Source organism: Ruegeria sp. HKCCA5839, from assembly GCF_013035585.1.
Classification (GTDB): domain Bacteria; phylum Pseudomonadota; class Alphaproteobacteria; order Rhodobacterales; family Rhodobacteraceae; genus Ruegeria.
Map to the genome: position 1 here is coordinate 341,350 of NZ_WQIE01000001.1, position 24,512 is coordinate 365,861.

At 58.1% G+C, this 24,512-nt stretch carries 21 protein-coding genes and 1 tRNA gene; 11 read left to right on the top strand and 11 right to left on the bottom strand.

Going from position 1 to position 24,512, the window contains the following annotated elements:
* Nucleotides 1-162 precede the first annotated feature (162 nt).
* Nucleotides 163-1,779 carry a divergent polysaccharide deacetylase family protein gene (locus GOV38_RS01680; protein WP_171207924.1) on the top strand — a complete coding sequence of 539 codons (1,617 nt, stop codon included), beginning with the start codon at nucleotides 163-165 and terminating at the stop codon, nucleotides 1,777-1,779.
* Between the two features lie 62 nt (nucleotides 1,780-1,841).
* Here the strand turns inward: GOV38_RS01680 and trpE are convergent, their stop codons facing one another.
* From trpE to fabI, 5 genes are all read right to left on the bottom strand, one after another.
* Nucleotides 1,842-3,353, bottom strand: coding sequence for an anthranilate synthase component I (gene trpE, locus GOV38_RS01685; protein ID WP_171207398.1), 1,512 nt, complete (start codon nucleotides 3,351-3,353; stop codon nucleotides 1,842-1,844).
* A 12-nt stretch (nucleotides 3,354-3,365) separates the two neighbouring features.
* Nucleotides 3,366-5,207, bottom strand: coding sequence for a peptidyl-prolyl cis-trans isomerase (locus GOV38_RS01690; protein WP_171207399.1), 1,842 nt, complete (start codon nucleotides 5,205-5,207; stop codon nucleotides 3,366-3,368).
* An 82-nt stretch (nucleotides 5,208-5,289) separates the two neighbouring features.
* Nucleotides 5,290-6,465, bottom strand: coding sequence for an aminotransferase (locus GOV38_RS01695; RefSeq protein ID WP_171207400.1), 1,176 nt, complete (start codon nucleotides 6,463-6,465; stop codon nucleotides 5,290-5,292).
* Between the two features lie 65 nt (nucleotides 6,466-6,530).
* Nucleotides 6,531-7,040 carry a xanthine phosphoribosyltransferase gene (gene gpt / locus GOV38_RS01700; protein ID WP_171099338.1) on the bottom strand — a complete coding sequence of 170 codons (510 nt, stop codon included), beginning with the start codon at nucleotides 7,038-7,040 and terminating at the stop codon, nucleotides 6,531-6,533.
* A gap of 5 nt (nucleotides 7,041-7,045) precedes the next feature.
* A complete protein-coding gene (fabI, locus tag GOV38_RS01705) occupies nucleotides 7,046-7,852 on the bottom strand; it encodes an enoyl-ACP reductase FabI (protein ID WP_171207401.1) in 807 nt (268 codons plus the stop codon).
* A gap of 135 nt (nucleotides 7,853-7,987) precedes the next feature.
* On the opposite strand from fabI, the gene pdxH reads away from it, so the two are divergent.
* The 4 genes from pdxH (at nucleotide 7,988) to GOV38_RS01725 (ending at nucleotide 9,836) form a co-directional block, all read left to right on the top strand.
* Nucleotides 7,988-8,593 carry a pyridoxamine 5'-phosphate oxidase gene (pdxH, locus tag GOV38_RS01710; protein ID WP_171207402.1) on the top strand — a complete coding sequence of 202 codons (606 nt, stop codon included), beginning with the start codon at nucleotides 7,988-7,990 and terminating at the stop codon, nucleotides 8,591-8,593.
* A 120-nt stretch (nucleotides 8,594-8,713) separates the two neighbouring features.
* Nucleotides 8,714-9,241, top strand: coding sequence for a cold shock domain-containing protein (locus GOV38_RS01715; RefSeq protein ID WP_171129658.1), 528 nt, complete (start codon nucleotides 8,714-8,716; stop codon nucleotides 9,239-9,241).
* Between the two features lie 7 nt (nucleotides 9,242-9,248).
* Entirely contained in the window at nucleotides 9,249-9,716 is a 468-nt protein-coding gene (locus GOV38_RS01720) for a DUF192 domain-containing protein (RefSeq protein WP_171207403.1), read from the top strand.
* A 43-nt stretch (nucleotides 9,717-9,759) separates the two neighbouring features.
* Nucleotides 9,760-9,836, top strand: a tRNA-Pro gene (locus tag GOV38_RS01725).
* Nucleotides 9,837-9,880: 44 nt separating this feature from the next.
* Here the strand turns inward: GOV38_RS01725 and GOV38_RS01730 are convergent.
* Both GOV38_RS01730 and GOV38_RS01735 read right to left on the bottom strand, forming a co-directional pair.
* Nucleotides 9,881-10,237, bottom strand: a complete 357-nt coding sequence (locus tag GOV38_RS01730; RefSeq protein ID WP_171207404.1) for a CPCC family cysteine-rich protein — start codon at nucleotides 10,235-10,237, stop codon at nucleotides 9,881-9,883.
* A gap of 243 nt (nucleotides 10,238-10,480) precedes the next feature.
* Complete coding sequence (locus tag GOV38_RS01735) at nucleotides 10,481-10,918, bottom strand: hypothetical protein (protein ID WP_171129656.1); 438 nt, start codon at nucleotides 10,916-10,918, stop codon at nucleotides 10,481-10,483.
* 539 nt (nucleotides 10,919-11,457) lie between these two features.
* On the opposite strand from GOV38_RS01735, the gene GOV38_RS01740 reads away from it, so the two are divergent.
* The gene (locus tag GOV38_RS01740) at nucleotides 11,458-15,075 is read left to right on the top strand and encodes a vitamin B12-dependent ribonucleotide reductase (RefSeq protein WP_171207405.1); all 3,618 of its coding nucleotides are present in this window, start codon (nucleotides 11,458-11,460) and stop codon (nucleotides 15,073-15,075) included.
* A 547-nt stretch (nucleotides 15,076-15,622) separates the two neighbouring features.
* The gene (locus GOV38_RS01745; protein ID WP_171207406.1) at nucleotides 15,623-15,868 is read left to right on the top strand and encodes a hypothetical protein; all 246 of its coding nucleotides are present in this window, start codon (nucleotides 15,623-15,625) and stop codon (nucleotides 15,866-15,868) included.
* Between the two features lie 54 nt (nucleotides 15,869-15,922).
* Here the strand turns inward: GOV38_RS01745 and GOV38_RS01750 are convergent, their stop codons facing one another.
* Entirely contained in the window at nucleotides 15,923-17,467 is a 1,545-nt protein-coding gene (locus GOV38_RS01750; RefSeq protein ID WP_171207407.1) for a trimethylamine methyltransferase family protein, read from the bottom strand.
* A gap of 422 nt (nucleotides 17,468-17,889) precedes the next feature.
* On the opposite strand from GOV38_RS01750, the gene GOV38_RS01755 reads away from it, so the two are divergent.
* Nucleotides 17,890-18,408: an outer membrane protein gene (locus GOV38_RS01755; RefSeq protein ID WP_171207408.1), complete on the top strand. Its 519-nt coding sequence runs from the start codon at nucleotides 17,890-17,892 to the stop codon at nucleotides 18,406-18,408.
* A 4-nt stretch (nucleotides 18,409-18,412) separates the two neighbouring features.
* Here the strand turns inward: GOV38_RS01755 and GOV38_RS01760 are convergent, their stop codons facing one another.
* From GOV38_RS01760 to GOV38_RS01770, 3 genes are read right to left on the bottom strand one after another with little or no spacing between them, the layout of a single operon-like run.
* A complete protein-coding gene (locus GOV38_RS01760; RefSeq protein WP_171207409.1) occupies nucleotides 18,413-19,597 on the bottom strand; it encodes a pyridoxal phosphate-dependent aminotransferase in 1,185 nt (394 codons plus the stop codon).
* 55 nt (nucleotides 19,598-19,652) lie between these two features.
* On the bottom strand, nucleotides 19,653-20,000 hold the full coding sequence (locus tag GOV38_RS01765) for an MmcQ/YjbR family DNA-binding protein (protein ID WP_171099313.1): 348 nt from the start codon (nucleotides 19,998-20,000) through the stop codon (nucleotides 19,653-19,655).
* 1 nt (nucleotide 20,001) lies between these two features.
* On the bottom strand, nucleotides 20,002-20,484 hold the full coding sequence (locus GOV38_RS01770; protein WP_171099311.1) for a hypothetical protein: 483 nt from the start codon (nucleotides 20,482-20,484) through the stop codon (nucleotides 20,002-20,004).
* 217 nt (nucleotides 20,485-20,701) lie between these two features.
* Here GOV38_RS01770 and cysS point away from each other — a divergent pair, with 217 nt between their 5' ends.
* The 3 genes from cysS to GOV38_RS01785 are packed head-to-tail and all read left to right on the top strand — an operon-like array spanning nucleotide 20,702 to nucleotide 24,512.
* Nucleotides 20,702-22,099, top strand: a complete 1,398-nt coding sequence (gene cysS / locus GOV38_RS01775; protein ID WP_171207410.1) for a cysteine--tRNA ligase — start codon at nucleotides 20,702-20,704, stop codon at nucleotides 22,097-22,099.
* Nucleotides 22,099-23,733: a citramalate synthase gene (gene cimA, locus GOV38_RS01780; RefSeq protein WP_171207411.1), complete on the top strand. Its 1,635-nt coding sequence runs from the start codon at nucleotides 22,099-22,101 to the stop codon at nucleotides 23,731-23,733. The genes cysS and cimA overlap by 1 nt, the downstream gene beginning before the upstream one ends.
* Nucleotides 23,730-24,512 carry a squalene/phytoene synthase family protein gene (locus GOV38_RS01785; protein WP_171207412.1) on the top strand — a complete coding sequence of 261 codons (783 nt, stop codon included), beginning with the start codon at nucleotides 23,730-23,732 and terminating at the stop codon, nucleotides 24,510-24,512. The genes cimA and GOV38_RS01785 overlap by 4 nt, the downstream gene beginning before the upstream one ends.

Sequence of the window (24,512 nt, forward strand, 5' to 3'; positions counted from 1 at the left end):
CGATGCAGGCCCGAGCCACGGTATAATGTCGCGACATACATGCTCAGGCTTGTGCGGCAGCGTCAAGAGGACATTCCCCTTGAGGCCACCGGGCGGGCAAGTGCCGCAGCAGATGGCGCATGGGCGAGTGAGGCAGAAAACAACGCGAAAGGCGAGAGTTCGATGAGCGGTTTTTTCGGTGGAGTGATCATAGGGGCATTGACTGTCCTGATCCTGGGCGTGGTGCTGTCGGTGACATCACCATTGGCGCGCAAGCCTGAGGTGGCCGAGCAGGCACCGCAAGAGGTAGTGGTTCCCGATGTGCAAGAGGTCGCCTCCGTGGCTGCGGCTGATGCTGGCGCCGATCTTCTTGATCTGCCACCGGTTGGCCCGGAAAGCCCGTCGGCAGAAGCTGATAGCTTGGTCAATCTGGACGGGCTGGAGGTTGAGGCCGACACCCAACCCGTGACCGAGGCAAACTCTGCGCATCAGGGCTTAGGTACTCCGGGCGTTGGAAATTCTGCGCCCGTTGTGGTGGCCTCGGCGACTCCGGTGGCGCTGCAGGCCCCAGGTGTTGTTCCGCAATCGCCCACTCAGGATTCGCAACCCGAAGTGGTGACGACGGCTCCGCCGGCACCAGAGCCAGTGGTTGAAGAAGAAGCCGCCCCGCTGCCCGCACCCGAGGTCGTTGCCGAGACCCCGTCGCAGCCCGTCGAAGACATCGCGGAAGACGTTGCGACTGCCCCAGAGTCGAAAGACGAGGAAGAATTTGAGGTCGCAATTGTGCAACCAGAACCTCAACCCGAACCCCAAAAAGTGCCCGCAGCGATCCCACGTCAGGAAGACATTCCGCTGCAGCCAAGCGAACCCCAGGCTCAAAAGCCCCAGTTGATCGAGTTCGATACACCCGATCTGCCTCAGGTCAACGCCACTCCGGTTGAGGCTGAAGAAAAGCCAGCCGAGCAGAAATCACCTCGTATCGCGACTCTGCCGCAAATCGGGGGAAATCAGACCGCTCCCGCTCCGACGCAGGTTGGCAAGCGTGTAGTACCGCTGACTGAGCGGGAAACCGCGCAGGACAAAGAGGCATCTGCGGCTGAGGATGCGGTGACAGATCCGAAAACGGGCAAGCCGATTCAGGATTATGCCGCCAAGTTTGAAAACCCCGAGGCAAAGCCGTTGATGTCGATCATCCTGATTGACGATGAAGGCGCGTTTGGGGCCGAGGCGTTGCAGGACTTCCCATATCCGCTCAGCTTTGCTGTCAGCCCGGAGGACCCGGATGCCGCAGCCAAGATGGAGCGTTATCGCGCCGCCGGGTTTGAAGTTCTGGCCCTGGCCGATCTGCCCGTTGGCGCCAGCGCGCAGGATGCCGAAGTGTCGTTCTCGGTCTGGCTGGACCAACTGCCCGAGACGGTGGGCATACTGGAAGGCGTGAACACCGGTATTCAGGGCAACCGCAAACTGGCTGACCAAGTGGCGGTGATTGCAGGGGATACGGGCCGTGGCCTGGTCACGCAAGGCAAAGGGCTCAACACTGTTCAGAAGCTGGCCGCGCGCAATGGCGTTCCGTCCAGCGTTGTCTTCCGCGACTTCGACGGTGCGCGGCAGGATCCAAATGTTATGCGGAGGTTCCTGGACCAAGCGGCCTTCCGCGCCGGGCAAGAGGGCGCGGTTGTGATGCTGGGTCGTTTGCGCCCCGAAACGATCTCGGCCCTTTTGCTATGGGGGCTGGAAGATCGCAGCAGCCGGGTTGCGATGGCTCCGATCTCCGCCGTGATGCTGCACGAAATCCAGTAATGGGCAAAGGCGGCAGAATGCTCTCTGCCGCCTGTCAAAGGTCAGCCCCGATTGGAATAAGCCTATGAATTCCCGTTTCCGGTAAACCGGGCCGCATCCGCAGCTGCCCGACGGATCGCGTTCGATTTGTGAACGGTCTCCATGAACTCCGCTTCGGGGTCGCTGTCATAAACAACGCCGCCACCGGCCTGGATATAAAGCTTCTGATCTTTCACGATGGCTGTGCGCAAGGCGATGCACATGTCCATATCGCCACCGGCGCTGAAATAGCCAACCCCACCGCCATAGACGCCCCGTTTTTCGGGCTCCAACTCGTCAATGATTTCCATTGCGCGCACCTTGGGTGCGCCCGAGACGGTCCCTGCGGGCATCCCGGCAAAGAACGCGTCCAACGCGTCTTTGTCTTCGGCCAGCTCGCCCACCACGTTCGATACAATATGCATCACGTGGCTATAGCGCTCGATGATGAACTCTTCGGTCGGGCGCACGGTGCCGATCTTGGACACGCGGCCCGTATCGTTGCGGCCCAGATCCAAAAGCATCAGATGCTCGGCGAGCTCTTTCTTGTCCGCCAGCAAATCCAACTCGTTTGCCTTGTCCTCTTCCGGCGTGGCACCGCGCGGGCGAGTGCCCGCGATGGGGCGGATGGTAACCTCGCTGCCGAAGACGCGCACAAGGATCTCGGGGCTGGCCCCCACGACCTGAAAGCCGCCGAAGTTGAAATAGAACATGAAGGGCGACGGGTTGGTGCGCCGCAACGAGCGATAGAGCGCAAAAGGCGGTTGTGGGAAATCCTGTGTCCAGCGCTGCGCAGGAACGACCTGAAAGATGTCACCGGCGCGGATGTATTCCTTGGCCTTCTCGACCGCCTCCATATATCCGGATTTGGTAAAGTTCGAGACAGGCGGGCCGGCCTCAAGCGCGTCGCCCAGATCGCGTGTCTCGCTTGGCATCGCGCGTTCCAGATCGCGAACCGCATCCATCACACGTTCTGCAGCCTGCGCGTAAGCTGCCTTTGCCGACTGTCCGTCACTGACCCAGGCCGGAGACACCACGGTCACCTCGCCTTTGACACCGTCCAGCACTGCAATCACCGACGGGCGCAACATGATCGCATCGGGCAGGCCCAACGGGTCGGGGTTCACATCTGGTAGATGTTCAACCAGACGCACCATGTCATACCCCAGATACCCGAACAGCCCGGCCGCCGCTTGCGGCAGGTCATCCGGCAGTGCAATACGGCTTTCAGCCAGCAGCGCGCGCAGGTTGTCCATCGGGTTGCCGTCCTGCGGAACAAAGGCCTCGGCATCATAGCGGGCCGAGCGGTTCAGGGCCGAGCCTTGGCCGTGACAGCGCCACACCAGATCGGGTTTCATACCGATGATCGAATACCGGCCCCTGACTTCACCACCGGTGACCGATTCCAGCATGAACGCATCTTTCTGCGCGCCAGTCAGCTTGAGCATCAGCGAAACCGGCGTATCCAGATCCGCTGCAAGGCGCGTATACACGACTTGGTTTTCGCCCGCTTCATAGGCGCGCGCGAAACTGTCGTACTCGGGTGTCAGGGACATGTCAGGTCTCGTTCAATAAGCGGCTTGCACGGCGTTCAGCGCTTGCTGATCCACAACCGGTCGGGCTCGTGTCTGCGCGTCACGGACGTAGATTTCAAAGATGTTCTGGGCCAGCTCCTGATTCATCTGCGCGGCCAGCGCCTCTTGCATACGGCGTTGCTCATCGGTTTCTGCCGGGGGCAATTCCTCATCCAGACGCACGATATAGGCCGCACCGGGCCCCGAAATGACGCGCAGTTCACCGGTGTCCATCTCAAAGACCTGAGACATGAAATCAGCGGGCACGTCATCCAGGAACGCAGTGCGCGTCAGCGCATTTTCCACGCGGAAAGGCAGACCGGTCGCGGTAAAGTCACCATCTGTGGCCAGTTGTGTCAGCACGGTGTTGGCTTGCTCTTGCAGCGCCTTCGCGATTTCCTGCTGAACCCAGGCACCAGCCACGCGCTCGCGCGCGCTGTCCAAGGGTTCGGGACGGGGTGCCAGTTCTTCTTCGAGCCGCAGCGCAAAGATCGAGCCGTCCTCAAGGAAATCGATCTCGGGGAAATCACCCTCTTGCACGGCCTGCGCCGCTGCCCGGAATTCGTTATAGGCGGCTATGCCTTCGCCACCCTCGCTGGTCCAGTCGATTGCGCCCAGTTCCAAGTCGGATTCACTGGCCAGTTCTTCCAGCGTCGCGCCCCCGGCCAACAGGTCGTTGAGATCTTCGGCTTGCGCCTCGATCTGGCGGCGCGCACGGTCTGCGGCCAGTTCTTCGCGCAATTCCGGCTGTGCATCTTCAAAGCTGACATTGCTTTCGGCAAGTACACCGTTCACGCGAAACAGGGCTGGGCCAAAGACAGAAGGCAGTGGCCCCACAACGTCATCGATCTCGGCGCCAAATACGGCGTCTGCAGCGTCACCAAGATCTTCGCGGGTCACATCACCCAGATCAACATCGCTCAGTTCCAGATCGCGGGCACGAACCAATTGTTCGAACGTCGCCCCACCGACCTCGAACTGGGCCAAGGCTTCGGTTGCCGCGGCCTCGTCAGAAAAGACGAGACGTTCGACAAGGCGCCGCTCGGGCTGTTGGTACTGGCTGGCGCGGTCTTCATAGAGATTGCGCATCGCGTCTTCATCCACCTCGATCGAGTCCAGCAGGCTGTCGGGTGAAAGAACCACATAGGTCAGTCTTTTGGTGCGGGGCAGGGTGAATTGGTCAGTATTGTCATCGTAATACGCCTGGATTTGAGCATCGGTGGGGGCAGGGACCTCAGACTCCAGTGCGGATTCGTCCAAAGTTGCAACTGTGAAGCTGCGCCGGGCCAGCACATAATTTGCCAAGGCTTCGGTAAAGATTGCGGGCATCTGAACACCACTGGTGACCGCACCCTGCACAAGCGTGCGCGCAGAATCCTTGCGCAGATCTTCCTCGAACTCAGATTCGCTCAACCCGGCCTGTTCCAGTTGAAACCGATAGGCTTCACGGTCGAACGTACCGTTCACGCCTTGAAACGCTTCGATCTGCACGATCTCGTTTTGCAGGTTTTCATCGCCCACCGACACGCCAAGCTGGGCCGCTTCGTTGTCCAATGCCGCCTGCGCGACAAGACGCGACAGGGCAAGCTGATCCAGACCCAGTTGATAGGCCTGCGAAATCTGCATCGGCTGACGCGTCTGCGCCTCGATCGCACGGATTTCGTTCTGAAGCTCGCGCACATAGGCATCAACCGAAATGCTTTCGTCGCCGACCTGCGCCACGGTCCGGACGGTCCCCGTCAGGCTGGTGGCGCCGAACCCGGCCAGACCCAGCATTAGCAGGCCCATGAGGATCCATACAAATGTCTTTGATAGGTTTTTCATGCCTGCGGCCATGGTGCCCTCATGTTCAGTGTTTGCGGGTTTGAACCCGAGTGGGTGCGGCTTTGAATACGACGCCGACTGCCGGGGGGCAAGCTTAGAAGGTCAGAGCCTGCAACCGGTCAAACAATTGCGTGATACCGGCGCGGTCAAGATTGGCAAAAGCCACGCGCAACTGTTGTTTTCCAGCTGGATCATGGTCGGGCATGAACATTGTACCAGGCAGCAGCAAAATGCCTGCATCCTTCACCAACTGGCGCGCCAGATCGTCAGACGCGATGTCGAACGGGTGTTCGAGATAGGCAAAATACGCGCCCAGACCCAAGAGCTTCCATCCTTTGGCTTCGAGTGCAGGCATGCCCTCGGCAATGGCGGCGCGGCGATCCAGGATTTCATCCCGTTCCCCGGCCACCCATTGTGACAGGTTCTGCATCCCCCAAAGGGCCGCGAACTGGCCCAACTGGCCGGGGCAAATGGCGACGGTATCCAGAAATTTCTCGATCTCGGACAGCAGCGCGGGGCTGGTGGCCAGAGCGCCGACACGATGCCCGGTCAGGCGGTAGGCTTTGGAGAAGGAATAGAGATGCACAAGGGTCTGATCCCAGCCCGGTTGATGGAACAGATCGTGCGGCGGGCCGGACCGGCTGTCGAAATCGCGATAGGTTTCGTCGACCAGTAGATGGATACCAGTCTGTTGCGCCAGTTCATAAAACGCGTGCATCAGTTCGGCGGGGTATTCAACGCCGCCGGGGTTGTTGGGGGTCACCAGCGCAATTGCGCGCGTTTTGTCGGTGATGAGTGCACGGGCCTGTTCCGGGTCGGGCAACAGGTCGTCCCCCGTTGGCAGATCGACCGCGCGCACGCCCGCCATGTCGAGCCACATTTTATGGTTGAAATACCACGGGGTCGGCAGGATGACCTCATCCCCCTGATCGGTAAGCGCCGAGATCGCCGCGGAAAACGCCTGGTTACAGCCCGAGGTGATGGCCACCTGATCGGCTTCGACCTTGGCGGCGTAGTGAGCGCTGATCTGCTGCGCCAATTCAGCGCGCAGATCCGGGTTGCCCAGCACCGGCCCATAGAGATGGGCGCTGTCTTGTGAGAGCGTAAACTCGGCCATGGCCTGTCGCAGGGCCAAGGGCGGCGGATCCACCGGAGCGGCCTGGCTGACATTGATCAATGGTGTGTCGTCGCTGAAGGTTACACCGTCAAGCCAGCGGCGCGCCTCCATCACCGGAGGGGGAAACGTGGCGCTGGTGCGTGTGTGAGCCATGGCAGGACCGATATTTTTGGGCGAGGCTCTGCCTCGCGCTCCGAGGTATTTTTGAACAGAAGAAGTCAGTCGGTGCCGCGATAGGGCTCGACATATTGCAGGGCCATGTCCCAGGGGAAGAATATCCAGGTGTCCTGACTGACCTCGGTGATGAAAGTGTCGACCATCGGGCGGCCTTTGGGTTTGGCGTAAACGGTGGCGAAATGGGCCTTGGGGTACATCTCGCGCACCAGCTCCAGGGTTTTGCCGCTGTCAACAAGGTCGTCCACGATCAGGATACCGGTTCCGTCGCCCATCAGGTCGGCATCGGGCGCTTTGAGCACTTCGGCTTCGCCCTGTTCCTGATGATGGTAGGACCGCACACTGATTGTATCGACAGTGCGAATGTCCAACTCGCGGCTGACAATCATCGCAGGCGCCATGCCGCCACGGGTGATCGCCACCACGGCGCGCCAATTGCCGTCATCGGGCCCTTGCCCATCCAGCCGCCATGCCAGAGCACGGGAATCGCGGTGGATCTGATCCCAGCTGATGTGAAAGCCTTTTTCGTGCGGCAGACGATCTTTAGCGCTCATGATCCTTATCCCTTTTCGATATCGGGCGCGTCGACGGCTTTCATGCCGACAATATGATAACCTGAGTCCACATGCAGGTTTTCGCCGGTAACCCCGCTGGACAGGTCTGACAGCAGATACAGCGCGGATTTGCCGACATCGTCGATGGTCACGTTGCGACGCAGGGGCGAGTTATACTCGTTCCACTTCATGATGTAGCGGAAATCGCCGATACCGCTGGCGGCCAATGTCTTGATCGGACCTGCCGAGATCGCGTTGATGCGGATACCGTCCTTGCCCAGATCCTCGGCCAGATACTTGACCGAAGCTTCAAGTGCGGCTTTGGCCACGCCCATCACATTATAATGGGGCATGACTTGCTCGGCACCGTAATAGGTCAGCGTGATGGCGCTGCCGCCTTCGCCCATCATCTTCTCCGCCCGCTGCATCACCGCGGTGAAGGAATAGACGGAGACGTCCATCGTCAGATTGAAATTGGCGCGGCTGGTGTCGACGTAACGACCGCGCAATTCGTTCTTGTCCGAGAAGCCGATGGCATGGACAACGAAATCCAGCTTGCCCAATTTCTCCTGAAGTGCGGTGAAGAGGGCATCAATCGAGGCCTCGTCGCTGACATCGCATGGCAGGACGATATCGCTACCCAATTGCTCGGCCAGCGGATCAACGCGTTTTTTCAGCGCATCCCCTTGGTATGAAAAAGCCAGCTCTGCCCCGGCATCGGACAAGGCGCGGGCGATTCCCCATGCAATTGACTTGTCATTGGCCAGCCCCATGATGAGGCCACGTTTGCCGGCCATCAACTGATTTGACATGTTCGGATCTCCGCCTGTCGTCGCGTTACGTTCGGTTGGTTTATGCCATTGAAAGCGCTGCATCAAGGCCGTGCGCTCTTGCCGTAGGGCGGTTCTCGGCCTAGGGTCGTGCCTAATACTTTCCGAGGGATGGAAATGGACGAACGCAGCGGCATATTTGCTGGGACTAATCCGTTTGAAATTGCGCAGCGCTGGCTGAACGAGGCCGAAGCAAGCGAGCCAAATGACCCCAATGCGATTGCCCTGGCGACCGTAGATAATGATGGTTTGCCCAATGCCCGTATGGTATTGTTGAAAGAGATCGAGTCCGATGGGTTTGTTTTCTATACAAACTATCAAAGCGCTAAAGCCGCAGAATTGGACTCCGCCGGCAAAGCAGCCTTTGTGATGCACTGGAAATCACTGCGTCGGCAGATTCGGGTGCGCGGGGAAATTTCGAAGGAAAACGGCGCGCAGGCAGATGAATATTATGCGTCGCGTTCCCTCAAAAGCAGATTGGGGGCTTGGGCCTCGCGCCAGTCACAGCCCCTGGAAAGCCGTGCGTCGCTGATGGCTGAGGTCGCAAAGGTCACTGCAAAGCTCGGGACAAACCCACCCAGGCCAGAGTTTTGGGGAGGATATAGACTAAGGCCGCTAGAGATCGAATTTTGGGCAGATGGGGCGTTTCGCCTGCATGACAGGTTCCGGTGGAGGCGGGACTCAGGCGATCAGAGCTGGGTGGTGACCCGCCTAAATCCGTGACTTTCACGTCACGTGAAATGCAAGATGTTGTAAACACAAGGGATTTTCGGCTTGAATTTGTGTGTTAATCTCATAGAACCGAAGACTCCAAAACGTTAATGTTTTCATGAAGAGAAGACAGTGCCAGAAGATCTGAACAGCATGTACCGCGTCCGCGGACACGTAAAGTGGTTCGACCCTGCCAAAGGGTACGGATTTGTCGTGTCCAACGAAGGTGGTCCTGACATTCTGTTGCACGTCAATGTGCTGCGCAATTTCGGGCAAAGCTCGATTGCGGATGGCGCTGGTATCGAGATCATGACACATCGCACGGATCGCGGTGTGCAGGCCGTTGAAGTGGTGAGCATCGATCCGCCCGAACGTGGCGATATGATGATGTTGGCCGATTTTGCCGAGATGGATCCTACGGCCATTTCAACCGCTCCGCTTGAGGCCGCGCGTGTCAAATGGTTCGACAAGGGCAAAGGCTTTGGTTTCGCCAATGTGTTTGGCAGCAGTGAAGATGTGTTCCTGCATATAGAAGTCTTGCGCCGTTCGGGCCTGGCTGATTTGCAGCCCGGTGAGGCGCTTGCCATGCGGGTGATCGACGGCAAGCGTGGCCGGATGGCTGCACAGGTGCTGGCTTGGGAGGCCGCTCTGAACGGATGAGGACCCCATGATCAGGTTCTTCTGGGTTCTCGCCTTTATGACATTGGCGCTAAGTTCTGTTGCTTCGGCCGAGTGCCGCGCAGATCGGGTTGCGTTGCGAAATGATGCAGCGGAAGTCCGTTTTGACATCGAACTGGCCGTGACGCCGCAAGAAAGATCGCGCGGGCTGATGTTCCGCGAAGAAATGCCGCTCAGATCTGGTATGCTGTTCGTGTTCGATCCACCGCAACGCGTTGCGTTCTGGATGAAAAACACCTTGATCCCCTTGGATATGATCTTTGTCGATCGGCAAGGCACAGTGACACATGTGCATGAAGGCGCGGTTCCCGGTGATCTGACCCCGATCGAGGGTGGAGATTCGGTCTATGCGGTGCTGGAAATCAATGCTGGTTTGTCATCGCGCTATGGGATTGTGCCGGGCACCGAGATGCAGCACGAAATTTTTTCACAAGGTCCCGCAATTTGGCCCTGTTAGGGCTTTTCAAATCAGATCAGCGCGTTTAGGAAGGCGCACGGTCCGGGGCGTGGCGCAGTCTGGTAGCGCACCTGTTTTGGGTACAGGGGGTCGTAGGTTCGAATCCTGCCGCCCCGACCACTTTTTCTTGAAACGGCAGCGAATGCATTGATCGGGTCCAAAAACTACCTGTTGGTTGGTTTGCTTGCCCGGTCCAAAAGAAACTCGAATTTTTCGAGATCAATTTTCTGGCATGGATCCGTCTTGGTTCCTATGTATGCCAACAGTTCCCGTCTTGCCTCGGTTGGATTTTCTAATTCTGGAATGCCTTCGCCATTTGCATACATGTGTCCGTGGTGGGCATAGTTTTCACGAACTTCGCTTAGTGAGTACAACTGGTTGGGGCCGCCTTGAACTTCGTCTGCGTTGTGATCATCTTGCCCGTTATCTTCCCACCAGCACACCATACAGATTTCATAATTTCCGCGTTCGCTCAGGGTTGGTAGCCGACAGCAAGCACAAATTTTTTGATCTGTTTCCATAAAAGACACCTCAAAATGTCGGCTTGCCAGAGAAAAAAGCGGTTGTGTCGCGCGCTTTGCTCAGTCGTTCGAAATGCGGAAAGGTGTAGGCCTTGTTTTGCATCGACCTTTCGTTTCGACCTTTGTCGAGTTGCGCGTCCTATACCAACAATGTTTGCGCTCGCTTCGACCACCCCCAAACAATCCCGCAGTTTTCGGCGATGGTGGAAACTACGCGGTTTTGTGTGATCCCGACTGCCCAAGCTAGACCGGCTCTCCCCCGAAACCGAGGTAGATTTGTGAAAAGGTCTGATCCAATGCGGTACCTTCAACCGGGACTCGCAGCGCATCGCCATTCTGTTGCGGGACCAGGAAGTAGAGATCAGCGTCAACGCGGTACCCATCCGAATTCTTGGATGATTCCAGTCGTGTGACGATTTTTGGCAGGTCTTGCGGGTAACCACCGAAACGAAGAATCAAAAACGCGGTTGCTTCGGGTGGCAGCACTTCGTGACATTCCGCACTATTGCGGCCGTTTTTGAAAAAGTCTTCTCCGGGTCCGGCGCAATCAGTCTCGAAGCTGCTGAACAGGTTTTCAGGATAGCTTGGAAATTGTGCGCTGCGCGACCCGATTGGCACATCTTGTGGTGTGCAGGCCACGATTGCCAACACAGCGAGCAGCGCAGGAATGTGTCTGAACATGTTCTGGCGTCTCCTTTTGGTCGGCTCACAAGAGGCAGTATCACATGCGCAAACCCGTTGCTGCGATGATTCTCTGTTATCTATGTTAATGGGAAGCCGGATGATGATTTTCCAATAACTTTGCCGGGAAAAACAAGAATTTCGATTTGAGCACTGCGTCATTTGCCTGCGCGATTTGGGGATAAAGATGTGGAGGAATCAGGCAAGCGCCCGATGGGTTGGACAGAGCTTTCGGCGTCAACAAAAAAGATTTCAAAAAAGTTGGAAAAGCACGTTGACTGGATATGGCTAGATACGCCAAATTGTATGAGCCGGAAGGATTGCTACTAAATCTGGTATAGAAAACCAGAGAGTGGGCAACGGGCGAGGGTCGGAAAGCACTTTATTCATACGTGCAACCGTTGGATCGGGAAGCGCGCTGCCTCTGGCGGCGACCGATTGCCCTGTGTCTGGATTCCGGTGGGTAATGGGCGGCACCGAGCACCACAATATCAGGTGTCTGGAACCGGAAGTTGGGCTGTAAATAATAAGGCGCGGACATGAAGATTGAGAGAAAATTCACCAAAGCAGGGCAGGACGCATACTCAGAGCTGGATTTCGTGTCCGCCACGTCGGAAATCCGCAACCCCGATGGCACCATTGTTTTCCGGCTGGACGACATCGAGGTGCCGTCGAGTTGGTCGCAAGTGGCCAGCGATGTCATCGCGCAGAAATACTTCCGCAAGGCGGGCGTTCCCTCCAAGCTGAAGAAGGTCAAAGAAAAAGACGTGCCCGAATTCCTGTGGCGTTCGGTACCCGCCGACGACGCGGAAATGGGTGGTGAAATCTCGTCCAAGCAGGTGTTTGATCGTTTGGCCGGCGCCTGGGCGTATTGGGGCTGGAAAGGCGGGTATTTCTCGACCGAGGAAGACGCGCGCGCCTATTTCGACGAAATGCGCTATATGCTGGCGACGCAGCGCGCCGCACCAAACTCGCCGCAATGGTTCAACACTGGTCTGCATTGGGCCTATGGTATCGATGGCCCGGCGCAGGGGCACCACTATGTCGATTACAAGAACGGCAAGCTGACCAAATCAAAATCCGCCTATGAGCATCCGCAGCCGCATGCCTGCTTTATCCAGTCGGTCGATGATGACCTGGTGAATGAAGGCGGCATCATGGATCTGTGGGTGCGTGAGGCGCGGCTGTTCAAATACGGCTCGGGCACCGGGACAAACTTCAGCCATCTGCGCGCCGAAGGTGAGGCGCTGTCGGGTGGCGGCAAATCCTCGGGCCTGATGGGCTTTCTCAAAATCGGTGATCGCGCGGCCGGCGCAATCAAATCAGGCGGGACAACCCGTCGAGCAGCGAAGATGGTGATTGTCGATGCGGATCACCCCGACATCGAACAATTCATCGAATGGAAGGTAATCGAAGAACAGAAGGTGGCCTCGATCGTTGCCGGATCGAAGATGCACGAAAAGATGCTGAACGGTATTTTCGAGGCCATCCGCTCTTGGGACGGCGCGGCAGATGACGCCTATGATCCCAACAAGAATGACAGCCTGAAAAAGGCGGTGCGCGAGGCCAAAAAGGTCGCGATCCCAGAGACTTACATCAAGCGCGTGCTGGACTATGCGCGGCAGGGTCACGACAGCATCGAATTCCCCACATATGACACCGACTGGGATTCCGAGGCCTACAGCTCGGTCTCGGGCCAGAACTCGAACAACTCGATCCGTGTGACCAACGCGTTCCTGACAGCCGTTGAAAAAGACGCGGATTGGGAGTTGATCAACCGTACCGATGGCAAGGTTGCCAAGACAGTCAAAGCGCGGGATTTGTGGGAGAAAGTCGGCCACGCGGCCTGGGCCTGTGCCGATCCGGGCATCCAGTTCCACGACACCGTGAATGAGTGGCACACCTGCCCGGAAGATGGTGAGATTCGCGGCTCGAACCCGTGCTCGGAATATATGTTCCTGGATGACACGGCCTGTAACCTGGCCTCGATGAATCTGCTGACCTTCCTCAAGGATGGTGAGTTCCAGGCAGCAGACTACATGCATGCCTCGCGGTTGTGGACTCTGACGCTGGAAATCTCGGTGACCATGGCGCAGTTCCCGTCCAAGGAAATTGCCAAACTGTCCTACGATTTTCGAACCCTCGGTCTGGGCTATGCCAATATTGGCGGTCTGCTGATGAATATGGGCTATAGCTACGACTCGGATGAGGGGCGTTCGATCTGTGGTGCGCTGACTGCGATCATGACCGGTGTGGCCTATGCCACCTCGGCCGAGATTGCCGGAGAGCTGGGCGCCTTCAAAGGGTATGAGCGCAACGCCGACCATATGCTGCGCGTCATCCGCAACCACCGTCGTGCAGCGCAGGGCGTGACTGAGGGCTACGAGAAACTCGCGGTGAAACCAGTTCCTTTGGACCACGGCAACTGCCCGGACAAGCGTCTGATCGATCTGGCCATGTCGGCGTGGGATGAGGCGTTGAGCCTGGGTGAGAAACACGGCTATCGCAACGCTCAGGCGACCGTGATTGCGCCTACAGGCACCATTGGTCTGGTGATGGATTGCGACACCACCGGGATCGAGCCCGACTTTGCTCTGGTCAAGTTCAAGAAGCTGGCAGGCGGCGGATACTTCAAGATCATCAACCGTTCGGTGCCGTCGGCGCTGGAAAAGCTGGGCTATTCTTCGGCTCAGATCGAAGAGATCGTTGGCTACGCGGTTGGTCACGGCACCATCGGCAACGCGCCGGGGATCAACCACACCTCTCTGACCGGTCATGGCTTTGGCCCAAATGAGCTGGCCAAGGTGGATGCCGCACTGGAAAGCGCCTTCGACATCCGCTTCGTCTTTAACCAGTGGACCTTGGGCGAGGATTTCTGCACCGGCGTTCTGGGTATCCCAGCGGCCAAGCTGAATGACCCGACCTTCGACCTGCTGCGCCATCTGGGCTTTACCAAAGCGGATATCGACGCAGCCAACGATCATGTCTGCGGGACCATGACGCTGGAAGGTGCGCCGCATCTGAAGGAAGAGCACTACGCCATCTTCGACTGCGCCAACCCTTGCGGCAAGAAGGGCAAGCGCTTCCTGGGTGTGGACAGCCACATCACCATGATGGCTGCGGCGCAAAGCTTCATCTCGGGCGCGATCAGCAAGACGATCAATATGCCCAATGACGCGACCATCGAGGATTGCCAGAAAGCCTATGAGCTCAGCTGGTCGCTGGGTGTGAAGGCCAACGCGCTTTATCGTGATGGCTCGAAACTGTCGCAACCGCTGGCCGCCGCGCTGGTCGAAGATGATGATGAAGCGGCAGAGGTGCTGGAAAGCGGCTCACCCGCTGAAAAGGCCGCCGTTCTGGCCGAAAAGGTCATCGAGAAGGTGGTGGTCAAGGAACTGGTCCGTTCACATCGGGAAAGAATGCCCGAGCGGCGCAAAGGCTATACCCAAAAGGCCATCGTGGGCGGGCACAAGGTGTACCTGCGGACCGGCGAATATTCGGACGGGTCGCTGGGCGAGATCTTCATCGACATGCACAAGGAAGGCGCGGGCTTCCGGGCGATGATGAACAACTTTGCCATCGCCGTGTCGGTCGGTCTGCAATATGGCGTGCCGCTGGAAGAGTTCGTCGACGCCTTTACCTTCACCAAGTTTGAACCGGCCGGGATGGTGCAGGGCAACGACTCGATCAAGAACGCGACGTCGATCCTCGATTACATCTTCCGCGAACTGGCTGTGTCTTATCTGGATCGCACCGATCTGGCCCATGTCAAACCCGAAGGCGCCTCTTTCGACGATATCGGACGCGGGGAAGAGGAAGGCGTGTCAAACGTCTCGGAAATCAGCGACAGCGCTGCGTCCAAGTCCCTGGAAGTGCTGAAACAAATCAGCTCGACCGGGTATCTGCGCAAACGCCTGCCGCAAGACCTTGTGGTGTTCAACGGAGGTCAGGCCGAGGTGACCGGCATGGCCGAACCCGCCGCCAGCTTTGAGGCCCCGGCTGAAACCGCTGTCGCAACAAGCATGGACGCCCGTACCAAAGCCAAGATGCAAGGCTATGAGGGCGATCCTTGCGGCGAATGTGGAAACTACACTCTGGTGCGCAATGGCACCTGCATGAAATGCAACACCTGCGGCGCGACAAGCGGGTGTAGCTAGGAAAGACCGCCCCGGCAATGGGGCGTAGGGGCCAGGATTTCCCTCGGAATTCCGGCCCCGCCGAAATACGGAACAGGACACAGCCCAAGACTTACCCATGGCGTCCTGTTCCACTCGGCCGACATGCCCGTGTTGGCCGGGAACAGGGTGGGGCGGAATATTGCTCTTTCCCACTCTTTCACGGGGCGGGTGCGCTCGCCCCATGCGCAGTCCAGGCCGCAGGCAAAAAAACACCGGGCGGTCAACGATATGAGCCTGGAAGGCGAAACTCAAAGGGGGCTTCGGCCCCCTTTCTTTCTTTCAAGGCCTCGCTGGCATTTTAGGCAGGTGGCCGCCGGATGTGCTGGCGGTGGTCGGGCAAATTTCGCCGAAACACGGATATCGCGTTTCACCCAGCGGTTGCTTGCAGATGCGACTCGGACAATCCAGCAGAGAATGGCGCGAATTCACGCGACGCGGCAGGTTGGGGTGGCGCGATGCCTCGATCCCGTATGTCTTGCGGCTGTCCGGACTCACATATCAAAGCAACCAATCAAGAGGCACCACAATGAAACCGCAAAATCTTACGCTTATCTCTGCCATCGCGATCGGGCTCCCAACCCTTGGGCTGGCGCAAAGCTCGGCTGACACCAATGGCGATGGTGTTCTGACCATCGAAGAAGTGCAGGCCATCTTGCCCGATATTGACGCCGACAGCTTTGCGTTGATGGACGCAAACGGCGATGGCGCGCTGGATGTGGATGAGGTCGCAATCGCACAAGAGGCTGGTTTGCTTCCCCCAAGCAACGGCTAACCTGCTGATTGTGTTGGCGGCCCGAGCCCTCTCGGGCCGCCTGTTATCAACGGGTTACTGCGGCAAATGAATGTTGAACCTGGTTCGTAATTCGGCATCCAGATCTGGGGTGAATCTTGCCGGTGACGGTGTCGACAGAATCTCAAGCTTGCGGGCTGTGGCCTTCTCGACCAGATCGGGCTTGTCCAACTCGGCCCATTCCTTGGGTGACGTGCGGTCTCCCAAAGTGGGGTAGACATAATCGGATTGCATACGGCTGAGTGTTGCGTCCGTGCCCAGATAGTGGCCGGGCCCACCCATGCACACCTGTGCAATCTGATCCAAAGCCAACGTATCCTCAGATACATCAATGCCGCGCACGCAGCGCAGTGCCTGTCCAATCAGATCATCGCTGAGGATCAGCGATTCGTGGCAGAACCCCAGTAGCGACGAATGCATCCCGGCGGCCTCATAGACCATGTTCAGTCCCGACAGCCCGGCCATGACATTCGAACACATCTGCTCCCATCCGGCCTGCATGTCTGGCAGCTTGGCATCGCTGGCCCCTGCGGCAGCCCCCCCGGGTAGGTCATAAAACCGATGCATCTGAGCGCAGCCCGCTGACAACAACGCTTGTTCCCCCGATCCCACCGACATCGCGCCTGTGCGCAGGTCCAGACCAAAGGGCCAGGTGCCAAAGACCGCAGGCGCGCCGGGTTTGACCGCGTTCACGTAAACCAATCCGGCCAGACATTCTGCGGTGGCCTGAACAATGGCGCCCGCGATGGTTGACGGCGCGGTAGCCCCGGCCATTCCGGCAGACAACAGCAGGATGGGCATACCCGCCTTGATGCATTCCTCCATCACCAGGCAGCTTTCGGTGGCGAACTTCATCGGAGGCACCACAAAACAGTTGGTGTTCGATACAAACGGACGTGCGCGCCAATTGTCCTCACCGCCTGCAATCATGTGCAGCATTTCCATCGCCGGCGCGACATAGCTTGGGTCCGTGAACGACGTGCCTACGTGTTTGTAGGTTCCGGAACAACAGGCATAGATCGTGTTCAGATCCATCTCGCGGTTGTCTTCGATATCGCGACAGACCATGGGGCGTTGAACAAAGTGGATATTTTCCAAATGCTCGCAAATCCGCGCGGCATCATGCAGATCCTGAACCGTCGAGTCGCGGTATTCCCGGCCGTCGACATCAACCATGTGCACCGCAGCACCGGCGGTGCCATAATGTACCCGCGTGCCGCTGAGATCGAGGTCGGATTTTCCGTCCCGGCTGTGCAATGTAACGGCGCGATTGGCACGGGCAAGGGTATCTTCGACCAGCGCGGGCGGAAAGCGCAGGCGACCGTCATCGCCCAAAGTGCAGCCCGCATCGGTCAAATAGTCGATCCCACTTTGCGGTGCATCAGCGAGGCCAATGGTTTCCAGCGCTTTGAGCGCGGTTTGGTGAATACGCTCAAGGTCGCGCTGCGCCAGCGGTTGATACGCGCCGCCTTGCAGTCCTGGACGAACGGGGCGCAAGTGATCGGGCAAGGCCGAGGCACGCGCAGCGCGTCGGGCGGCGCGACCGCCGCTGCGAGTGGTTGAGCGGGATTGGTCATTCATGGGTGTATTCCAGAGTCAGATCGAATGTATTGGTGGAAAGAAATTCGTCAGCTCATGGTCTTCCACGTGCCGCACGCCCGCGATCCGCACCAATCGTGCGGCTTATCAGGCAAATCTTCCAGTTTTCATTCGGCATCGGCACCTCGTGGCAGTGGCCTTATTGGTGCAGATTGAGGCGACACAGTCTGTTCTGTTTGCGACGTTTGTTCCGTATGGGTGAACGGGTGTGTGAAAGGCGCATCGAATCCGATGCAATCTCAATTCAAACACTAGGATGTGAGAATAGTTTTACGCTGCAGCTTCGAAATCTGTTAACCTGACCTTAGGTTATTGGTGAAATAAGTTGATCAAAGGGAATTGAGGCCATTTTCCCCGCGTTGGGGGTGAAGAGGGCAAACCTCGTTCCGTTTTCGGAGTAGCTGTTGAAACTGATCCAGGCAATATCGTTCTCTGCAATAGCGGCTTTTGCCAGTCCGACTTTGGCCGAGGATTGGACGGGCGCCTATGCTGGATTCAGTTTCGGTTATGCGGATGTTGATGGGCCCGCAGGTAGCGGGGGCAGTACCGGTATTTTCGGGCCACATGTCGGTTTCGACTATGATTTCGGCAATATCGTTCTGGGCGGCGAGCTTGAGTACAACCGGTTTAACTTGGACCTTGGCCAATCTGAGGGAAGCCTGGACAGCATGTCTCGCTTAAAGCTGCGCGGCGGTTATGATTTCGGCTCGGCGTTGGGATATGTGGTCGTTGGGACCGCACGCGCTGAAACCTCGGGCGATAGCGATACGGCCGCGGTTTATGGAATCGGTATTGCCTATCCGATCAGCGACCGTTTCATTATCAGCGGTGAGGCGTTGCGACAGGATTTTGACGGGCTGCCCGAGTCGGGCGGAGGACTTGACGCCAACGTGTTCAACCTGCGCACAACCTTTCGCTTCTGACCTCCTAGGCCGCTCCGGATTTCTGCGCCAGGCCAGCAGCGAAATCACATAGAATTCCGAGGGATGCGGAGAACTTCTCATCCTCAACCGTCATCGCGACCCGAATGTGGCCAGCAGCAGATCTGCCAAAGCTTTCACCGGGCATGACGGCGATGGCGTGGGTGTCCAAAAGCGCATTTGCAAAGGTCTCACCGCTCAGACCGGTGGCACGAATATCCAGCATCAGATACATGGCCCCTTGCGCCGGAACCAGATGGATCACGTGCTGGCGCGACAGGATGTCGATGGCAATGGCACGGCGGCGGATGAACGGCGCCGAGATTTTGTCTTCAAGGGCAGTACCGGCATTCAAGGCAAACTCTGCCGCGTCCTGAATAAAACCGGGCACACCATAGTTGGTATGGGTCGCAAGGTTGATCAGATGTTCAATTGCGGTTTCAGGCCCGACAATCCAACCGCAGCGCGATCCTGTCATCGCGTGAGACTTGGACATTGAGCCAACAACCAGCGTTTGCTGGTCCATGCCAGGAAGAGAACGCGGCGAGATATGCGAACCTTCCCAGACCTGTGTGTCGTAAACCTCATCCGAGATCAGCCAGAGATTTCGGCGCTGACACAAACCGGCAATATCGCTCAGCGTCTGCGCGGAATAGACCACCCCGGTCGGGTTGTTAGGCGAGTTGATCAGCAATGAAACTGCCCCTGCGACCTGCTCTTCGATCAGTTCGGCGCGCGGTTGAAAGGAATTTTCGGCTCGGGTCTGAATCGCCCGCGCCTGCGCGCCTGCCGCCCGAATCGTGCCGGGATAGGTGGCGTAATAGGGATCCATAAACAGCCCCACGTCACCGGGGTCACACGCAGCTGTATGGGCCGCAAACAGGGCCGCCTGACCGCCGGGCGTGATCAGAACGTTGTCGCGCGTGGTCGATACGCCGGTGCGCGCCTGCACACGGGCTGCCACTGTGTCACGCAGTGAATCGGTGCCAGGGACCATGGCATATCCGGTGTGCCCTCCGCGCGCGGAGGCGTCCATCGCGGCCAGGATCGACTGATCTGTTCGAATGTCATGTTCACCGATGGTCAATTCGGTGACCTCGTGCCCGTCCCGGATCATTCGCCGCGCGCGATAGAATACATCCCAACCGTCGCTCTCTCCGGTCAAATGGGTGATGTGATGCGACAATTTCATGGGCTGCTCCAGGACGAGTGTGTTGCCGAACTTGGGGCAGAGCGCGCGCGAAATGTCAATCGTCGCGTGGCGGTAGCGTGGCTTGTAATTTTTTGGTCAGAGATGCACGTACCAGATCGTAGGAACTCAGCAAGCGGTGGCGCATTTCGGTCGGTTCTGCATCAAGCGGGAGCCGGATCCAGCTGCGGTGGAAATAGGGGGCTTTGACGCCGACTCCGGCGTCGATCAACATCTGTGCCGTTTCGATATCACGGGTCTTGACCGATACGCCGTCCTGAACCGCGCCTATACAGGCGAACATTTTGCCACCGACTTTCCAGGCGTCATGGCCGCCGCCCCAGGGATCAGACAGCTCGGCGCCCGGCAGCTTTTGACAGATATTGTTGACCGCGGCGCGCGACATCTCAGAGTTTCTTCGTTTCAGAGCGGTAATATTTGTTCATCAAAATGATGATCTGAATAATGCGCAAGATCACTACAAAGGGGCTGTTGGGGCTGGAACTGACATGGGTTTCTTTGCTTTTCGAGATTTTCCCAAGCGTCTGAGCCTTTTTGAAAGCTGCATCCATATAGCGCTTTTCGAAGGTTCGTACTTGCCCTCGGAAATTGTCCGCAGCGGTCTTTCGTTCGGCACGCGACAGCATTTTGATATTCTTCGAGGCCAGCGCCAGAATGCTGCGCAGTTCTTTGTCGACATCGACCATGGTTTTAAGGGCGGCGGTGGCCTCACGTGACAGGGTGCTGGCGTCCAAAACGGGCAGGCCTGACATCTTGATCATCAAATCCAACTGCTTCAGCACGGGCGTCATCTTGCGTTCCAGCAGCCGGATCCGTTTGCTGGTTTGACTTAGAAAAAACAGGTTCTTGGCATCGGATTTTTTCAACATAACGGCCACCACAAATAAGAAACACGGGCCATTTTACCATTTCAACGGCTTGGCGCAAAGAATGTCACCTGCTATGGTCCCGGCATGAACCCGATGACCTGCATCATTATTTGCTGCATTTCCTGCTGATATATCCAGCGGGCCGGTTTCTTTCGTTTTCATCCCTGAGACAAATTGCTAAGCCCGCGCCAACGCGCAAGCCCAGGAGCATGGCCTGATGACGACGATCAAACTGCACAATACGCGGACGCGGACAAAAGAAGATTTTGTTCCGATCGATCCTGAAAACGTGCGGATGTATGTTTGTGGACCCACCGTCTATGACCGCGCCCATCTGGGCAATGCGCGCCCGGTGGTGGTGTTTGATGTACTCTACCGTTTGCTGCGCCATGTCTATGGTGCAGATCACGTGACCTATGTGCGCAATTTTACAGACGTGGATGACAAGATCAACGCCACGGCGCTGACCCGCAAAGAGGCCGGGGCCGCAGGGTCGCTGGAGCAATTGGTGCAAGAGAGGTCGGATGAGACCATCGGCTGGTATCTGCACGACATGGGGGCGCTTGGGGCGTTGGAGCCCAACGCGATGCCGCGGGCGACGCAATATATTCGCCAGATGGTCGAAATGATCGAAGATCTGATTGCCAAGGGTCATGCCTATGTGGCTGAAGGCCATGTGCTGTTTGCTGTGGACAGTTGGAAGGAAGGCTATGGCAAGCTCTCGGGGCGGTCAGTGGATGACATGATCGCCGGGGCGCGGGTCGAAGTGGCGCCTTACAAGAGAAACCCGATGGATTTTGTCCTGTGGAAGCCATCGAGTGATGATTTGCCGGGATGGGACAGCCCCTGGGGGCGGGGACGTCCGGGCTGGCATATCGAATGCTCGGCCATGGCCTATGAGTTGCTGGGAGCGAGTTTCGATATCCATGGTGGCGGCAATGACCTGATGTTCCCGCATCATGAGAACGAGATCGCGCAAAGCTGCTGCGCCCACCCAGAGGGCGAGTTTGCGCGGGTCTGGCTGCACAATGAGATGTTGCAGGTCGAAGGTAAGAAGATGTCCAAGTCGCTGGGCAATTTCTTCACCGTGCATGACTTGTTGGAACAGGGTGTTCCGGGCGAAGTGATCCGCTTTGTCTTTTTGCAGACCCATTATCGCAAACCGATGGATTGGACCCGAGAGAAAGCGCGCGCGGCTGAGGCAACGCTGCGCAAGTGGCGGGCGCTGACAGCGGGCATCGAACCCGCCGCCAGCGCGGCCCCTGCGGTGATCGAAGCGCTTGCGGATGATCTGAACACGGCGGGGGCCCTGACCGAGTTGCACCGTTTGGCATCAGAGGGTGATGCGGCGGGTTTACTGGCCAGCGCGCAGGTTTTGGGTCTGCTGGAACCCGAGATGGGTCAATGGGCTGATATCAATGCGGTGGACCTGACGGCACATGCGGATCGTTTGGCAGGGGCGCGGGCTTTGGCCATGCAAAACAAGGATTTCTCGGAAGTGGATCGCCTGAAAGCAGCCTTTTTCGCGGCGGGGCTGGAAGTGCGTATGAGCAAGGACGGTGTCGAACTGGTGCCCGGTCCTGGGTTTGATGCGGCCAAGCTGGAGGCTGTGTGATGGGCAAAGAACGGCTTTATCTTTACGACACCACCCTTCGCGATGGGCAGCAGACGCAGGGCGTGCAGTTCTCGACCGCTGAGAAAGTACAGATCGCACAGGCGCTGGATGCGTTGGGCGTGGACTATATCGAAGGCGGCTGGCCCGGGGCGAACCCCACAGACAGTGCGTTTTTTGAGGCCGCGCCCAAGACGTCTGCCCGTTTGACGGCCTTTGGCATGACCAAGCGGTCAGGGCGTTCGGCTGAGAATGATGACGTTCTGGCCGCCGTGATGAATGCAGGCACACAGGCGGTTTGTCTGGTGGGTAAGTCGCATGATTATCATGTCTCTCACGCGCTGGGGATTACGCTGGAAGAGAATGTCGAAAACGTCCGAGCCTCGGTTGCGCATATCGTGGCGCAGGGGCGTGAGGCCCTGTTTGATGCCGAGCATTTCTTTGATGGCTATATGGACAACCCTGGCTATGCGGTTGAGGTCTGTCGTGCCGCGTTAGAGGCGGGCGCGCGCTGGGTGGTGCTGTGTGACACCAATGGCGGCGCTTTGCCGGGCGAGGTAGGGCGGATCGTGTCCGAGGTGATTGCAGCAGGCATTCCCGGTGATCATTTGGGCATTCACACCCATAACGACACTGAAAACGCGGTGGCTTGTTCGCTGGCGGCTGTGGACGCGGGCGCTCGGCAGGTTCAGGGCACGTTGAACGGGTTGGGGGAGCGTTGCGGCAATGCCAACCTGACTGCCCTGATCCCGACCTTGCTGTTGAAAGAGCCTTATGCGTCGGGCTTTGAGATTGGTGTGGATGCCGAGGCTCTGGCGGGTCTGACCCGGATCAGCCGCATGTTGGATGATATTCTGAACCGGGTGCCCAGCAAGCAATCGGCCTATGTGGGGGCATCGGCCTTTGCCCATAAGGCCGGGCTGCATGCCAGCGCGATCCTCAAGGATCCGTCGACCTATGAACACATTGATCCCGCGCAGGTGGGCAACGCGCGTATCATTCCGATGTCGAACCAGGCCGGGCAATCGAACCTGCGCAAGCGTCTGACCGAAGCGGGGCTTGCTGTCGAAGCGGGTGACCCAGCTTTGGGGCGGATCCTGGATCTGATCAAGATGCGCGAGGCCGAGGGCTATTCGTATGACACCGCGCAGGCCAGTTTCGAGCTGTTGGCACGGGCCGAACTGGGGCAACTACCGGATTTCTTCGAGGTAAAGCGATATAAGGTCACGGTTGAGCGGCGCAAAAACAAGTACAACAAGATGGTCAGCCTCTCTGAGGCGGTTGTTGTGGTGAAGGTGGACGGTGAAAAGAAGCTTTCGGTCAGTGAATCGCTTGATGACGCAGGCAGCGACCGGGGGCCGGTGAACGCGCTGGCGCGCGCCTTGGCCAAGGATTTGGGGCAGTATTCCCCGATTCTGGACGATATGCATCTGGTGGATTTCAAAGTGCGCATAACCCAGGGCGGGACCGAAGCGGTCACGCGCGTTATCATCGACAGTGAAGACGGTCAGGGGCGACGTTGGTCGACAGTGGGGGTGAGTGCGAACATCGTTGATGCCTCGTTCGAGGCTTTGCTGGACGCGATCCAGTGGAAACTGGTCCGCGATTGCGGGGCGCAACCGGCGGCGGCGGAATGACGACTGGTTTCAGCGAAGACGTTAAGGCCTGCGCTGCGCTTGTGCATCGCGCGGATCCCGATCGGTTCATGGCGGCGATGGCCGCACCTGTTGAGGCGCGTGCCGTACTGTTTCCGATCTACGCGTTGAATGTCGAGGTCGCGCGCGCACCTTGGGTCACGCAAGAGCCGATGATTGCCGAGATGCGTTTGCAATGGTGGCGGGATGCGTTGCAAGAGATTGCCGAAGGTCCCGAGGTGCGGCGGCACGAGGTGGTAACGCCGTTGTCGGCTGTTCTGTCCTCACATCTGGCTGCTATGCTGGATGAATATGTCGCGGTAAGACGTTGGGATGTCTATAAAGACCCGTTCGAAGACGAGGCGCATTTTGACGCCTATATCAATCACAGCGCTGGCAGCCTGATGGTGGCAGCTGCGCAGGCCCTTGGCCCGGCGGACGAAGAGGTCCTGCGTGATATTGGTTATGCGGTGGGCGTTGCCAACTGGTTCCGCGCAATCCCGGAACTGGAAAGCCGGGGGCGTATCCCTTTGTTGGATGGTACAGCCGAGGGTGTGCAAGCCCTCGCCGAAAAGGCCTTGACCCGGCTTGAGCGCGCGCAATCTCAACGCTCCAAGGTGCCGCCTTCATCGCGACCTGCACTCTTTGCCGGGTGGCAAGCGGGGTGGGTGTTGCGCAAAGCAATGGCGCAGCCTCAACGCGTGGCCAATGGGCAGCTGGCGCAGGGTGAGTTGAGACGCAGATTGTCCCTGATGCGGGTGGCAAGCACCGGGCGTTGGTAG